Below are 14,801 nucleotides of genomic sequence, written 5' to 3'. Positions count from 1 at the left end.
GATTGGAGTGCACGGTGACAATCACCTTGACCACCCAGCATGCGGATGTTCGTGAATTCGAACTCCGGTCGAACGCATTGAGCCGCACCAGCGTTCGCCTACGAGCACTCAACCCTGACTACCCGCGCGTCTACGCGGTTGCCGCCATGTCAGGTGAAGGCAAACGGCGTTGGTGGCAGTTGAGTGAAGGCTTGTGCGGGGATCGGGTGCATCAGATGTTCGCCCGCTCGCTCCAGGATCTCGACAGTGCCGAAGCTGCGGCGATACAGGTCGCAACATCACTGATTCACGCTGTGGTCGGCAGGGTTGCCGCATCGATCGTCTCCGAAGGTGCCGCTTGGGATCCAGGCCTCGAGAACCTGTTCATCCACATGGACAGCGACGGCGGTATCGACTGGGCCGGGGTGATCGACGAAACTCTGCGAGTTGCGCCGAACGGACGGGAGTCCGGCAGTGACGGCGTCGTCGACATGCCGTGCGAAGAAGCGCTCCTCGTCTGGACCGCGCACCGTTGCCTGACCTCGCTACGGGCGATCTACGACGCCGTCTCCAGGTGTGCGCCCGTCGACCAGTTCAGATTCTGGGGCTTGGTAGGGGAGTCGATCCTGGGCGCAGCGGCATATGTCCCCATCTTGGCCGGCGGGGGCGAATCAGCCGCTCAGCGCCGCGGGCAGGGGCTGCTGGACGCTTTTGTCGCCGCCGGACTGCCCGTGCGTGCACGCCGCAAGGTCTCGCTACGTCCTCGTTGGAACCAGTTCGACGAAGGGCTTGCTAAATTAGGTCAGCCTTGCCTATGATTGTGGAACACCGCGCGGAGAGCTACACCCCGCGAGAGTGACGAAACTGCCGGACCGCGCCGGAGTCCTGAGGGCTGCAGAGACTCCCGGTCCTTCCCACGGCGGGTTTCACATCGAATGATGTGAAACCCGCCGGTTCTTTTTCCAGACCTGATTCCAAGCTCGAGTTACCTCTCGTGTAATCAGGTAGGGAGTGGCAGCCACACCGGCGCCAGAGAATCACAGATGGAGATGGCATGGTCGACACTGCTGAGACCGCAGAGATGATGAAACGGCTCGGAACGGGCTTCGACGCCACCATCGGCCTGGAATACACCGAACTGAGCCCAGATCGCGTGCGGGCGCAATGGACCGTCAAGCCCACGCTGCACCAGCCCGCCGGGATACAGCACGGGGGTGTGTACTGCTCGGTGGTGGAGTCTCTCGCCAGCGTCGGTGGCACCGTGTGGCTGGGTGAGCGAGGACACGTGGTCGGAGTCAACAACAACACCGACTTCCTGCGCGCAACGCGGGAGGGCACTCTCACCGCTGAAGCCACCCCGATTCATCGCGGACGCACCCAGCAACTCTGGGAAGTTCGCATCACCGACGAGAACGACCGACTCGTTTCCAAGGGACAGGTTCGCCTCGCGAACATCACCGAGGTGGCGAAGATCGGAAACTGACAACACGGCAGTCGATCGAATGACGGAGGGCAGCTGTGGAGTTGAACTCCACAGCCGCCCTCCGCCGGTCACTCAGGTGTTGATCAGCCGGCGGCCTTCTGCTGCTTGCCGGCAGCCTTCTTGGCTTCGCCATTCGAAGCGCTGCCGGACTCCGTCGCTTCCTTGTTTTTCTTCTCCAATTCGCCCATCGCGTTTCGCGCGAAGACCTGCTGCTCGGTGGACGCCATCTGAGCACGGCCACGCCCGAAGAACGTCACCGCCCATGACAACAGCGTCGAGGCACGGGAACGGAATCCGACGAGGTAGAGGAGGTGAATTGCCAGCCAGGCAACCCACCCGATGAAGCCGCTGATCTCGAGCTTGCCCACCTTGGCTACCGCGCTGAAGCGCGAGATCGTTGCCATACTGCCCTTGTCGAAGTACTTGAACGGAACTCGTTCCGACGGGGACTTGCCGTCCAGTGACGCTTTGATCTGCTTGGCCGCGTACTTGCCACCCTGCATGGCAACCTGAGCCAATCCGGGCAGCTTGTCGAGCGACATCATGTCGCCGATGACAAAGACGTTGGGGTGCCCGGGCAGAGACAAGTCGGGATTGACCATGACGCGGCCGGCGCGGTCGGTTTCTCCGCCGCTCTGTTCTGCGAGCTGCTTGCCGAGGGGGCTGGCCTGCACGCCGGCGGACCACACCTTGCACTGCGACTCGATACGGCGAAGCGTGCCGTCCTTCTCCTTGATGATCAGACCGTCGTTGTCCACGTCGGTGACCATCGCGTCGAGCTGGATCTCGACGCCGAGCTTCTCGAGCGTCTCGGCAGCCTTGCGGCTGAGCTTCCCGCCGTACACGGGCAACACGGCAGGGGCGCCGTCGAGGAGCACGACGCGCGCTTCACGAGGATCGATCTTGCGGAACGCGCCGTCCAGCGTTCGACGGGAAAGCTCGGCGATCTGCCCGGCCAACTCCACGCCGGTGGGGCCGGCGCCGACAACGACGAAGGTGAGCAAGCGCGCACGCTCGGCGGGATCGTCCGACAGTTCGGCCTGTTCGAAGGCCCCGAGGATTCGTCCGCGCAGTTCGAGGGCGTCGTCGATCGTTTTCATTCCGGGGGCGAACTCCGCGAACTGGTCGTTGCCGAAGTACGACTGACCGGCACCGGCTGCCACGATCAGACTGTCGAACGGCGTAACAGTGACGCGTTCGAGCAGGCGCGAGGTCACGGTCTGATTCTCGAGATCAATGGTCTCGACCTCACCGAGCAGTACCTGTGCGTTCTTCTGCTTGCGCAGCACCAGTCTCGTGGCGGGAGCGATGTCACCGACCGAGAGGATGCCGGTCGCAACCTGATAGAGGAGCGGCTGAAACAGATGGTGGGTTGTACGCGCGATCATCGTGATGTCGGCATCGGCTTTTTTGAGAGCCTGAGTGCCGAACAATCCTCCGAAGCCGGAACCGATCACCACTACGCGGTGGCGGTGCGGTTCAACCGACTGGATGCTCATTCCGTACTCCTCGAGTTCTAGGCGACAGTCCTACGGTAGTCCCACCGCGGCCGAGCTTCTCTGCGAGCAGTTCGACGCGCGCCGGTGTGTCCGAATCGATCAAGCGGCCTCGAGGGTGATCACTCCCGAGGTGATCGGCTTGGCCGGACCCCGGGGTGATCACCACTTTGTCGAGGTGTCGGCTACTGGCGGACGGACAAGATGAACAGTGCGATGCACCCGCCGACGAAAACCAGGATCGACAGGGCCACCGAGGCATACCCGACACCCACTCCAATTGCTGCCCAGTCCATGTGCCCAACCTCTCTTACGGTGTAATCCGGGATTCAGATCACATCTGCCTAGAGACATCACACCTCATCTGTCCCAACTTTCGAAACCCGGCACGCCCAACCGTTGACATGCAAGTAAATGCTTGCATATTGTGAAGTTGTGAACGACCGGATGAATGCAGCCTTCAAAGCACTGGCCGATCCCACACGAAGGCTTCTCCTGGACCGCTTGTTCGTAGCCAACGGTCAGTCGCTCGGCGAGCTGTGCGACAGCCTCGACATGAGTCGGCAAGCTGTCACTCAACACCTCACCATGCTCGAGGACGCCAATCTGATCAGCACGGTCCGACAGGGGAGGGCAAAGCTTCACTATCTCAATCCCGTTGCGCTCGAGGAGATTCGAGAGCGGTGGATCAACAAGTTCGAGGTACCGCGCCTTCGTGCGCTCAGTACCGTCAAAAAAATCGCGGAGGAAGCCATGACCGACAAGCCCAGTTTTGTGTACGTCACCTACATTGCGAGCACGGCGGACAACGTCTGGAAAGCGCTCACCGACGCACAGGCCACCGCAGAGTATTGGGGACACAGCAACGTCTCCGACTGGCAGCCGGGATCGACCTGGGAGCACCGCCGGATCGACGGTTCGAACATTGCCGATGTAGTCGGCACCGTAGTCGAGAGCAACCCTCCGTCGAGGTTGGTCACCACCTGGGCTGATCCGAACGGCGAACCGGGCGTCGACATCTCTCGGGTGAGTTTCGACATCGAAGCCTTCGGCGCGATCGTGCGACTGACCGTCAAGCACACCGATTTGGCGGACGAATCGGCTCGCATGGAGGTGGCCGGCGGATGGTCGGCGGTGCTGTCGAATCTGAAGTCCTACCTCGAGACCGGAAATACTCTTCCGGTGGCGCCGTGGGAGATGCCGGTCGGTTGACGGTTGTCGACCGGGACAAACGAGTCCCCTGAACAGGAGGAGATCGCCGTACGTTTGTCCGAACAGTCGGCCCAGTCCGGACTCAAATTCGCATAACCGTCAAATATCGGCGCGTTCAGTCTGTAAAGTTGCCAGAAGGATGCTAGCGTTTTGCCCGACATCGAGTGAGGACGACCTCGTCTCGGACGCATGGGAGAAACGCTATGGGCGGCGACGCTTTTCAGAATGTTCCAGTTGATCGACGCAAGTTCGTCAAGACAGTTCTAGCGGCCTCGGCGGTAACTGTGCCAGTCGTGACGTCGATCAGCCTCGGTGGTGCGGCGCCGGCCTTCGCAGCCGGTGACACGCCGAATCTTTCCGGAGCGCCAAGTCGTGGCCAGCAGAATCCGAATCAACCAGGCGGCGAGCAACCAGGCGGGAATCAGCCCGGTGGTAATACTCCGGGAGGGAATCAGCCGGGCGGAAACGAGCCGGGCAATCCCGGATCATCGGGAAGTTCGGGATCGTCAGGAAGTTCGGGTAGTTCCGGGAGTTCGGGACCGTCCGGAAGTTCCACAGGTTCCGGATCAACCGGTAGCTCGTCAGGTTCGGGTGGAACGACGACCGCCAAGCCCACCGGGCCGACAGCGCCGACGGAGCCGACCGTCCCGACTGTGCCAACCGTACCGACGGTACCGACCACTCGCACCGAGCCGACCTTCCCGACCCCTCCGACCCAGCCGACGAATCCCACGGAACCTACGTAGCCGACACGACGCGACTGGTTCCGAGGGGGAACACCGACGATGACAGAGTTCGACGTCGCGCTACACCGCGCTCTGAAGAAGTTTCAGAGCGCGGGGTCGGTTCAGGTGAAGGAGACTCCGCCACACGGAGAACCGGCCGATCTGACTGTCGCTATCGCGACCTACGACGATTTCGACGGCGCGTACTTCACGATCCACTCGATCTTGGTCCATCATCGCGAGGTTCTGGACAGAGTCGAATTCGTCTTGTTGGACAACAACCCCGAGGGGTTGCCGGCGCCGATGCTCGAATCGTTTGCCGGTTACATCGGTCGGTTCCGCTACATCCCGTTCACCGACGTTCGATCGACTGCGGTGCGGGACGTCCTGTTCCGCAAGGCCACCGGAAAGTATGTCCTTGTCCTCGACTCTCACGTGATCTTGGCACCGGGATCGTTGTCGGCGTTGCTGGCGTATTTCGATGCGGACCCGGAAACCGACGATCTGATCCAGGGACCGATGCTCTCCCAGGATTCCTCGCACATCGCGGCCACCCACATGGACCCCAAGTGGCGCAACGGGATGTTCGGCTCGTGGGGAGTTGATCCGCGAGCGAAGCAACACCCTGACGTGCCTTTCGAGATCGTCATGCAGGGCCTCGGCTCATTTGCCTGCAGGCGTGAGGCATGGCCGGGATTGAACTCGCACTTCACCGGATTCGGCGGTGAAGAGGGATACATCCACGAGAAGTTCCGGATCAACGGCGGAAAGGTCGTCTGCCTTCCGACATTTGGTTGGCACCATCGATTCGAGCGCCCGGCCGGTGTCCCGTATCGAATAAACTGGGAAGATCGTGTTCACAATTACCTGCTCGGTTGGAGTGAGGTCGGATGGGATCTCGACTCACTCCATCGTCAGTTCTCCAGGTACCTCGGTGATTCGTATCCCGAGATTCGTCACCGTGCCGAGCTGAGCGTCCAGCGACCCGAGTTGGTCTTCGGTGGGGTGGTCGTTCTCAGCGACGACGGCCGAGTCGCTCCGTGGCGTTCATGCCTGGCGGAGGCCGAGTCGATCGAACTGACCGTTCACCGTGCCATTCCGGCGGAGGACGACGGTCCGGATGGGTGGAGGACGGCCTCTGCGTTCGTCGCCGGACTCGACAAGGCAATTCTGCTGGGCTGGAAGTCGGTGGTTTTTCTGGACGAGGCGCGCGTGATCGAACCCGCGGTTATGTACAAGCTACGGAACATCGTCGACGACCTCCCCGCCGAAGCCGATACGGCTGTCATCCACGCACACGGCGAAGATCTGGTCGGAGCTGCACTGATTGTTCGCGCGGCGACATACGGAACTTTGCGAGACGAACTCTCACGAAGGATCAACGGACCCGTGCCGTCCGACTTCTCACTGGCGGCTTATCTGCTCGAGCGAGGCGCAGTCGACGTTGTGCTCGATCGCCCACTGTCGCCTGTCCGAGTAGGGGGAGAACCCAACCCCGTTGTCGAGGATTCTCAGTCGGACCTCGGTGTTGCCGTCGTGAATCTCGATCTTGACATCGACAGATGGAAAGCGTCCTGGCATAGATTCATTCGCTTACCGCGCGTAACAGCGGTGGAAAGAGTGTCGGCTTTCGAGGACGCGATGAATCAGGACGCGGCCTTCACCGTCTCGTGGCGTCGTGCGCTCGCTCGGGCGACTGAGAAGGGCTGGGATTCGGTCCTCATCGCTGCTGACGACGTCAGTTTGCTGGATGCCGCCGCATCGATCCTTGGCCATGCCCGCGAAGAGTTGGATCACGGCGATTGGGATGTCGTCCACCTCGGACACGACCCGAAATCGAGGGACGGAGCTCTGCTCGACGGTTCGGCACTCTTGCGCACCAGTCCTGAGAACTGTGGCGTCCACGCCGTTCTCGTACATTCGCGCGCCTTCGAGCGAATTCTCGATGAGATTGCGGATCCGGAGTCAGATCCCGAAGCATTCGGACAATGGGCGGGTCACTACCGAACTCTGGGCGACTACCTGGTGGATGCGAGTGCCGGGGGAGCGCTCACGTGCCTGACGCTGTCGCCCGGCATCGCCTCCACACGCAGCCTGATTCGTTCGGGCGCAATCGAATCCGAATACTCACGACGCTTCGCACTGTGAGACCACCACCGAAACGAAATCGGATTCGCTGAATCAAGGAGATATCTTGACCGAACTACTCGAAGGTGTGAGACCGCAACGCTCTCAGACGGTGGAGAGCAACGATCTCACCGACGGTGTTGTGCTGTACGACAGTTCCAGCGAGGTTGCCCATCACCTCAACCCGGTCGCGACGTTGGTGTGGGAACTGTGTGACGGCCGGACCGTCAGCGAAATTGTCCAGGCCGTGGCAGAAGTGCTCGAGATCCCTGACGACGAGGCGAAGTCGGTAGTCAACGAGACGTACGGACAGCTGAGCACCTCTCGTCTGCTGGTGTGAGAATTCCGTGACAGGCAACCACGTACCACAATTCCGGGCGCATTACCTTTGGGTTGACGCGATTGTGCGCGGTTTCCGCATACCCGAGGTCGGTGTCGTCGAGCATCGGATTGCCAGCCCGTGGCCTGCGGACAACAACGTCGAAGTTCGGATTCAGCGGAATCGAGCGACATTCGGTCGCTGGGACGTCACCATCGAATCGACCATCAGCGGCAGCCGTGAAACGCTGATCGGTCTGGACGGTCTCCAGCTCGCGGAGAGCGTGTACCGCACGGTGCACCGGGATGTCATGACGGCCGCGCACGCCCGACATTGGACACGCCTGCACGCCGCTCTGGTCGACTGCAACGGTGTGAGAGTGGCGATCGCCGGGCATTCCGGGGCGGGCAAGACCACCTTGGCGCTCGCCCTTGCCTTACGGGGTGCACAACTGCGTGCTGACGAAGGCGTCTTCATTCGTGGTACCGAAGCTGTGGGCTTACCACGGCGGGTCCACCTCAAAGCCGGTACGTTCGACGTCCTCCCGGAGATCAAAGCGCACGATTCGCTGTATCTTCCGTACGCCCCGCCGGTGTGGGCGTTGGACCCGTCAACCTTGCCTGCTGAACGAAACGTCAGCTCGGCGGTTCGCGGAATCGATCTGGTGCTGATCCTCGATGGATGGGACGAGGGGCCGACTCGACTCGCTCCGATGCCCGTACCCCAAGCGATACAGTCGCTAGCCGAGCAATCCGCACTGTGGTCCGACAACCACGGATTGACCCTGAGAAACATCGCTGCTCTACTCTCGAATGCCCCGTGCTACAGACTGATTCGACATCACGGCGATACCGGCGCCGACACCGTGGAGGAACTGGTGGCGTCATGCGTGACACCCGGTACCTGATTTCCATGTTGAAACCCGAGTGTGGGGCCGACGTCATCCGCTTGTGTTCGCAGCAGGATTGGCCCAGAGTCATCGACGCCGCTGTAAGGCACAAGGTATTGCCGCTGCTCGCCTCCCGAGCGGTCGAGGCCGGCTTCGCATCGGTCCTACCTGCGAGCTTCGCGGAAATGCTGTCGGAATCCTCGGCCACCGCATCGAGTCCGGAATTGACGCTGAGCCTTGTCCATCACCGAAACACCATAAGGATCTCGGACCTCGACGCGCAGCGAGTGGAACTGCAAGAGTTGTTACACAGCAACGGATTTCCGACGGTTGCACTGAAGGGTGCCGCCCTTCTCGAGCGAAAAATCTGGCCGAACCCGGCAGCTCGACGGATGACGGACATCGACCTTTTGGTCGTCGACCCTGCACATGCCGTTCCGGCCAACGACGCGATCCTCGATTTCGGCTACCGAATGGTCCGCCCCGACGAAGTGGACTCCGACTCCATCGATCACGACGATCATCAGGAACCGGCACTCCTTCGCGACGACCGTCATGGCTCCGTCGAAATCCATTCGCACTTACTTCCGAGGTTCGCCCGTCACGCGCTGACCCGGGAGGCCGCAGTCCGAGGAATCAGCGCGGAGGCGGAAGAATCCCGCCTTGCGATGGCCGACGTGACGCTGCACGTCATCGCTCACGCGCGGCTTGCCGATCGGGCCTTGATTCGAGCCGATTTGTCGTTGAACAGTGTCTTCGACGTGGGGTACCTGCTCACTTCCGAACCGGAACTCGCTGTGACGCTCTCCAGACGCCAGTTGCCACGCGATGTCCGTCGGGCGGTGAACGTCCACTGGGCGGCGGTGGAATCGATCTTCGGCGTCAGTACCGGAATGACGACCATCTCGGCGCGTTGGTGGTGGCGATGGACGCTGTGGTTGGCGGATCGCCCACGCCTGCACTCGCTCTACCGCGATCTGGTCATGGTGCCGCTCTTTCTCGACCGTGATCGGCTTTCCATCCGGGACGGGCGCGACCTACGTGGATGGGACTTGGCCCGCTCACGCGTGTCCCACTTCGTCCGTCGTGCGAGGACTGCCGTCGAAGATGCCGGGGGAGCGGCGTGAAAGTACTGATCACGGGCGGAGCGGGATTCATCGGAAGCACCGTAGCGTCGAAGTGCGTCGACGCCGAGATCGATGTCGTGATTCTCGACAACCTGCTGACCGGCCGCGCCGAATTTGCGCACAGATTCCCGTTCTACTGCGGCGACATCGCGGACGAGAAACTGCTCGACAAGGTATTCGCAGATCATTCCGATATCGATGCGACAGTTCACTGTGCGGCCTTGATCGTGGTCGGAGATTCCGTGAGTAGCCCGGCACGGTACTACGAGAACAACGTATCCAAGTCGCTGACGCTGGTATCGAGTGTCCTTCGGAACGGGTGTGAGCGCTTCTTGTTCAGTTCCTCTGCGGCGGTGTATGCGCCGAGCGACGGTGGGTGTGTCGACGAACGCTGGGGGATCGCACCGCAGAGTCCCTATGCGCACAGCAAGGCTCAGTTCGAAACGATGCTCGACGACATTGCGGCGGCCACTGAATTATCGGCGATATCTCTACGCTACTTCAATCCGGTCGGGGCAGATCCGGAGCTGCGAAGTGGTACACCATCGGCACACCCGACCCACGCACTCGGAAAGCTGTTCGAATCATATTCGACAGGAACGCCTTTCAGGGTTACGGGAACGGATTGGCCGACGCGCGACGGATCCGGAGTGCGTGATTACGTTCATGTCTGGGACCTTGCAGACGCTCATGTTCGAGCACTGGAAAGGTTCGACCGGGTCACCGCTGAATCATCACGCATGACTGTGGTCAATCTGGGCAGCGGGCGGGGGACGACGGTGTGGGAATTGGTACACACATTCGAGAACGTGCTCGGTGAAGATATCGACGTGGTCGCTGCCGGCCGACGCACCGGTGACACTGCCGGCGCTTATGCGTCGAACGATCGTGCGTTGCGACTACTCGGGTGGGTTCCGACATTCACCCTGGAACAGGGGATCGAGGACACCGCGCGGTGGCTGGCAGTGCGGCCGCACCTGCTCAACTCGGTGTAGCCGAACGTCAGCCCGTCGGGTCGTCGTCAACGGTGATGTTGTTGCTACGTAGCCAGAAGGTGGCGTCCGGATTCCACCCGGCGAGCACAGTGGCCCCCGCGTTGGCCGAAAACGGGATCGCGACACCTGGCGTGGTCAGATAAGCCATCATGGTCAGGTGCACGGCGTCGTAATCCGCGGACACCGAAACCCAGTCCGGAATGAACCAGTCACGGTATTCACCGGTCGTGTCGTACCACACGGAGCGACGTGAAGCGGGCACTGGCAGGGGATAGGTATCGACCAGATTCGCCCAGTCCTGCGGACCGGTGATCTCGTAGATCCGGGGCGCGCCGTAGATCCTTACCGGCTGCACCCGCGCCTCGTTCGAGGAGCTGTCTTCTTCGAGAAACACCCCGAGGGCCCCGATACCGTCGCGGGCCCTGGTTGTTTCGGTTGTGCCGTTGGCAAACGGGATAGACCACCATTCGCCTCCGATGTGACGGTCCGGATCTTCGATCTGGTATTCCAGAAACCGGCGTTCGTAGTCGAGTGCCTCAGCACGCCACTGTTCGAGGCCGTCCTCTGCACGGTAAATCCGCAAGGGAAGGTCCGACCAGCCGTAAATAGGGTTTCGCTTTTCAACCAGATTCTGGTTCAGAAGGTCAGCAGGCTCGGCCCACCAGGCAGTGTGTGGCGAGTCGAGTAGTGCTTCGGCAATCGGTCGCAATGCCGCGATCACCTCAGGGCGGACGAAGATCAGATCTTCTTCGTCCGGCGGCTCCCAGTAGCGTGCAAAATCTACGGCATACGCAAGACAGTGCAGAATCTCGAGTTCGGACATCTCGCCGATTGCCCGGATATCAACAGCGCCGAGAACTTGGAGCGCATCGTCCGGCGATTGAGGCCAGTGTCCACCGGATGTGCGTGCGCCGGCGCGGCATGCGTAACCGACGTTCGCACAGAAGCGACGGCCACGTGGTGAACCGAGGACGAGTGCAACGGAATCCATGTGGGTAAAGCTAGCGGACAAGCTGACGGGGGAAGTTCGAATATCCATTACTTGACATAATGTAGATTATCGGCAAATTCTCCACCTGGCGATATCCGGCTCACGCCTGGTTCGTGCAACCTTCCTTGTTTCCGCCCACCTATGTCTGTCTGCCGGTACATTTGCCGGCTTTCCTGCGTTTCCGTTTTAGATCTGCGACCGGCTTGCACGACTCGACCATTGCGACTCCGCGATCGCCGGCTGAATTGCTACCGATCACCGCCGGGCCTCGCCGGCGACTGCGGCTACGCCGCGCGACCTGGACGTCAGGAACGACCAATAAGTGCTCTGATGTGGATTGATGTCGATAAACACGTCTCACCGACTTCCGGCTATCCCACCTCAATTCGTCACTGTGACGTATTATGGTTGACAGGCTGGAGGCGAGTTCAGTTCCATTGTCATCGCCACGGACTACTATCGCCGCATGTGTTGTATTCGACCGGCCGCTTCTCATGGTCAGTGGCCGCGATGAGCGACACACCCAAGGTCGTGCATCGCTGGCTCGCAGTGCCAGACCAGTTTGACCGATTCACGCGATTCTTGCGCGACAACGGAATTCTCATGCCGACTCGGATAGGCATCGGCGTATTGGTTTTCCTCCTGGGTATCACGATTCTGCTGAAGCGACTGGGCACTCATTCGGTACAGACCATCGGATTTCCGTTGGACGTCGTCGTCGCAGTGCTTGTGATGATCGGCGGAATTGCCCTGCCTGTCGTAGCGACCACCCGTGAAAGGTCGTATTTCTTCGTAGTTGCCGGGGACTTCGCTGTTGCGGTGATCGTGCTGGCTGAGGCGAATCCGGATCAGAGATTGCTTGGATGTCTCGTCTTCGGGCTCGTCGGCTCGTACATAGCCTTCTTTCACAATCTTCGAACTCAGCTGTGGCACCTGCTGTTTTCCGGGGCGGTCATCGTTGTCGCCAGCATCGGCGTGTTCACCGATGTACCTTCTGGCCTTCCAGACGTCCTGGGGCGCATTGCCTTTGCCATTCCTGTCATCACTGTCATACCGGTGGTCACGCAGATTGCTCTGGCGCTCCTGAGCAACGACGTTCAAAGCTCAGAACTCGATCCGTTGACGGACCTGCTGAATCGGCGCGGACTCGCACGGCGGACTTCCGAACTACTGCAAGCGAAATCCAGCCTCGACCAGTCTTTGCTGGTGGTGGTGATCGACATCGACAATTTCAAACACTTCAACGACACCTACGGTCACGACGTCGGCGACCGAGTCATACTGCGCACGGCCTATCGACTACACGACTGGGCCAGATCGGACGCGGCGATAGCGCGCATCGGCGGTGACGAGTTCGTCGTCGTTCAGATGATGCCGTTGCCGTACGTCGGCGATCTACTGGCCCGGATCGCGCCCATCATGAACTCCCCTACAGGCGAACCAATCTCGACGACAAGCATCGGCATAGCCATCCACAACGGCGCCTGGCCGGACGTACAAGCAGCAGAAAGTGGCGTTCACGATCTACATCGCCTCGCCGATTCGGCGATGTACGAAAGCAAGAGAATGGGTGGAAATCACGTCCACTCCATCGTTCTCACCGATCAACAGCTACAACAGCCACAACAGTCAGGCGGTCGTTCAGTCCTCTGAATCGTCGATCAGATGCATCGCGGCTTCCTCTGCCGACGCTGCGCCGCCGTCGATTCCGACGTCTCCGGCAATGAGTTCACTTTCCTCGTCCTCGTATCTGCCCTCGTCTTCGGCAACGAGACGCCCGACCCGACGGTTACCCACTTCGTCACCGTTCGGGAATTCTTCTTCCCGTTCGAATTCGTCGGCATCGGCGGGATCCTTCAAAGGATCTCCGAGCGACGCGTACGGATCGGGTTCTTCTTCGGCCAGGCGCTCGTCGAGGGTCTCCCCCGCTGATTCCTCGCTGCCGGTCAACCCGTGGGCATCAAGTCCCAGTGGGCGTTCCGGTGGTGAGATTCCCTCGTCGAGAATGTCGTCGACGCCTCGATCGATCAGAGTGTCTTCAGGTTGAAGCTGGTCGTCGGGATCGAGACTGTAATCGCCATTGCCGGCCGCGCCGGTGTCATCCGTGTCGCTCATACGATCAACGATGCCACGGGCACACCGAGTTGGCCATGTGCCGCGCCTGCTCGATACGTCACTCCGGAGACATTCAGCACGAACGCGGGGCCGGCACTCCGTCGAATCGGTCCTGTAGGTACTCGAATGCGGTGGGCAGACCGAGGACCGCAGTGGTGAGGTGGTCCGGGCTGGGGAACAGTTGGGATTGAATCGTGGCTCCGGCGGCGCAGTACCGCGAAATCGTGTTGACCACCGAATCGATGGGGATCAGAACGTCGTCGGGCGTGTGCCATTCGAACACCGGGGCAGTCGGCACACCGGGATAGAGTTCGACGCTGTTGTCGTCCATCACCTTTCGCACTTCAGGGCTGGACAGCAAGGATGTCGACGTCGACACCTGAGAGGCACTGCGCCCGGCACCGACCCTGAGGATGTCGTTGGTGCACGCGTTGGTGAGTTCGGCCCGCATCGACCGTCCGAGGTCGTTGAGTTGGTTGCTCAGCGGCAGTAGGTCGGGATACTCGCGTTCGAGGCCCATGGCTGCGGCGAAGGCGAGGCCGAATGCCGGGTGCGGATCCTGTCCGAGGCCGTTTGCCATCTTGGACAGATTCATCGGGACGCCGCCCTCGGCTACACCGACAAGGTTGACCTCGGGTGCGTAGCTCGGGGCCAGTGCGGCCGCCCACGCGGTGGCCATGCCGCCGCCGGAGTAGCCGGCAATACCGACAGGGCTGGCGCCACTACGCAATTCGGGGACTTTCTGAACGGCGCGGATACCGTCGAGCGTGATCTGTCCGCCCAGGCGCGCGGCGCCGTACGCACTGTTGGGTCCGAGATGGTCGGGAAGGGCAATGGTCCATCCACGTTGCAGCGCGACGTTGAGGATGGGCGCTTCACGGATGACGATGTTGGGATCCGATGCGTAAAGCGCGCGAGATGGCGCACATCCCGTACCGAGTGCATTGACGATGTGCTGATACGAGAGCAACGGGCCGTCTTGTGCTTGATTCGGCGGGACCAGGATCGTACTGACCGCGGCAATAGGCTTGTTCTCGGAGTTCGTGGACCTGTAACTGACCTGCCAGATCGCGACGCCGGGAAAGGTCATCAGGTCAGGGGCCCGGCGCACGGAGATCGGCGTGCCGGCGGTCCCCTCGGCCGCTGCTTGCGAATAGAACGGGTCCGGGTCCGGTGCCGGATATGCGGGATCGGCCTGTGCAGTCCCCCCGGAGAGCAGTGCGGCAGTCAGTGCAGCGGCAGTCAGCATCGATCCGGTAAACACGCGTGTGGTTCGCAGTTTCAACGTTTTCCCCTCATCCGGACCCACCCGGGGTCCATCACCCTGTGTGTTTCACTCATAC

At 61.0% G+C, this 14,801-nt stretch carries 14 protein-coding genes; 9 read left to right on the top strand and 5 right to left on the bottom strand.

Annotated elements, in window-relative coordinates; all coding sequences use genetic code 11:
- Nucleotides 1–14 precede the first annotated feature (14 nt).
- Both RhoBH5_RS00805 and RhoBH5_RS00800 read left to right on the top strand, forming a co-directional pair.
- Nucleotides 15–797 carry a hypothetical protein gene (locus RhoBH5_RS00805; RefSeq protein ID WP_003944809.1) on the top strand — a complete coding sequence of 261 codons (783 nt, stop codon included), beginning with the start codon at nucleotides 15–17 and terminating at the stop codon, nucleotides 795–797.
- Nucleotides 798–1,033: 236 nt separating this feature from the next.
- On the top strand, nucleotides 1,034–1,462 hold the full coding sequence (locus RhoBH5_RS00800; protein ID WP_003945020.1) for a PaaI family thioesterase: 429 nt from the start codon (nucleotides 1,034–1,036) through the stop codon (nucleotides 1,460–1,462).
- An 83-nt stretch (nucleotides 1,463–1,545) separates the two neighbouring features.
- Here the strand turns inward: RhoBH5_RS00800 and RhoBH5_RS00795 are convergent, their stop codons facing one another.
- Complete coding sequence (locus tag RhoBH5_RS00795; RefSeq protein ID WP_003944885.1) at nucleotides 1,546–2,961, bottom strand: NAD(P)/FAD-dependent oxidoreductase; 1,416 nt, start codon at nucleotides 2,959–2,961, stop codon at nucleotides 1,546–1,548.
- Between the two features lie 411 nt (nucleotides 2,962–3,372).
- Here RhoBH5_RS00795 and RhoBH5_RS00790 point away from each other — a divergent pair, with 411 nt between their 5' ends.
- Complete coding sequence (locus tag RhoBH5_RS00790; protein ID WP_082661450.1) at nucleotides 3,373–4,170, top strand: ArsR/SmtB family transcription factor; 798 nt, start codon at nucleotides 3,373–3,375, stop codon at nucleotides 4,168–4,170.
- 451 nt (nucleotides 4,171–4,621) lie between these two features.
- On the opposite strand, the gene RhoBH5_RS00785 is transcribed toward RhoBH5_RS00790, so the two are convergent.
- Nucleotides 4,622–4,903: a hypothetical protein gene (locus tag RhoBH5_RS00785; protein WP_042450929.1), complete on the bottom strand. Its 282-nt coding sequence runs from the start codon at nucleotides 4,901–4,903 to the stop codon at nucleotides 4,622–4,624.
- A 52-nt stretch (nucleotides 4,904–4,955) separates the two neighbouring features.
- Here RhoBH5_RS00785 and RhoBH5_RS00780 point away from each other — a divergent pair, with 52 nt between their 5' ends.
- From RhoBH5_RS00780 to galE, 5 genes are all read left to right on the top strand, one after another.
- Nucleotides 4,956–7,043, top strand: a complete 2,088-nt coding sequence (locus tag RhoBH5_RS00780; RefSeq protein ID WP_047270411.1) for a glycosyltransferase — start codon at nucleotides 4,956–4,958, stop codon at nucleotides 7,041–7,043.
- 46 nt (nucleotides 7,044–7,089) lie between these two features.
- Nucleotides 7,090–7,362, top strand: coding sequence for a PqqD family protein (locus RhoBH5_RS00775; protein ID WP_007732082.1), 273 nt, complete (start codon nucleotides 7,090–7,092; stop codon nucleotides 7,360–7,362).
- A gap of 64 nt (nucleotides 7,363–7,426) precedes the next feature.
- Entirely contained in the window at nucleotides 7,427–8,248 is an 822-nt protein-coding gene (locus RhoBH5_RS00770) for a hypothetical protein (RefSeq protein WP_042450933.1), read from the top strand.
- A complete protein-coding gene (locus RhoBH5_RS00765) occupies nucleotides 8,227–9,357 on the top strand; it encodes a nucleotidyltransferase family protein (RefSeq protein ID WP_042450935.1) in 1,131 nt (376 codons plus the stop codon). Before RhoBH5_RS00770 ends, RhoBH5_RS00765 begins: the two co-directional genes overlap by 22 nt.
- Nucleotides 9,354–10,352: a UDP-glucose 4-epimerase GalE gene (galE, locus tag RhoBH5_RS00760; RefSeq protein WP_270007851.1), complete on the top strand. Its 999-nt coding sequence runs from the start codon at nucleotides 9,354–9,356 to the stop codon at nucleotides 10,350–10,352. Before RhoBH5_RS00765 ends, galE begins: the two co-directional genes overlap by 4 nt.
- 7 nt (nucleotides 10,353–10,359) lie before the next feature.
- Here galE and RhoBH5_RS00755 read toward each other — a convergent pair whose 3' ends face one another.
- On the bottom strand, nucleotides 10,360–11,343 hold the full coding sequence (locus tag RhoBH5_RS00755; protein WP_058038792.1) for a hypothetical protein: 984 nt from the start codon (nucleotides 11,341–11,343) through the stop codon (nucleotides 10,360–10,362).
- A 603-nt stretch (nucleotides 11,344–11,946) separates the two neighbouring features.
- On the opposite strand from RhoBH5_RS00755, the gene RhoBH5_RS00750 reads away from it, so the two are divergent.
- Entirely contained in the window at nucleotides 11,947–12,996 is a 1,050-nt protein-coding gene (locus RhoBH5_RS00750; RefSeq protein WP_270007850.1) for a GGDEF domain-containing protein, read from the top strand.
- Here the strand turns inward: RhoBH5_RS00750 and RhoBH5_RS00745 are convergent.
- The gene (locus tag RhoBH5_RS00745; RefSeq protein WP_003945009.1) at nucleotides 12,985–13,458 is read right to left on the bottom strand and encodes a DUF5709 domain-containing protein; all 474 of its coding nucleotides are present in this window, start codon (nucleotides 13,456–13,458) and stop codon (nucleotides 12,985–12,987) included. The two genes, RhoBH5_RS00750 and RhoBH5_RS00745, sit on opposite strands and share 12 nt — an antisense overlap.
- A gap of 73 nt (nucleotides 13,459–13,531) precedes the next feature.
- Nucleotides 13,532–14,707: a lipase family protein gene (locus RhoBH5_RS00740; RefSeq protein WP_054827626.1), complete on the bottom strand. Its 1,176-nt coding sequence runs from the start codon at nucleotides 14,705–14,707 to the stop codon at nucleotides 13,532–13,534.
- Nucleotides 14,708–14,801 lie beyond the last annotated feature (94 nt).

This window comes from Rhodococcus sp. BH5 (assembly GCF_027583855.1).
Lineage (GTDB): Bacteria > Actinomycetota > Actinomycetes > Mycobacteriales > Mycobacteriaceae > Rhodococcus_F > Rhodococcus_F qingshengii.
The sequence above is the reverse complement of the archived record's forward strand: the minus strand, read 5'-3'. Positions and strand labels throughout refer to the sequence as shown.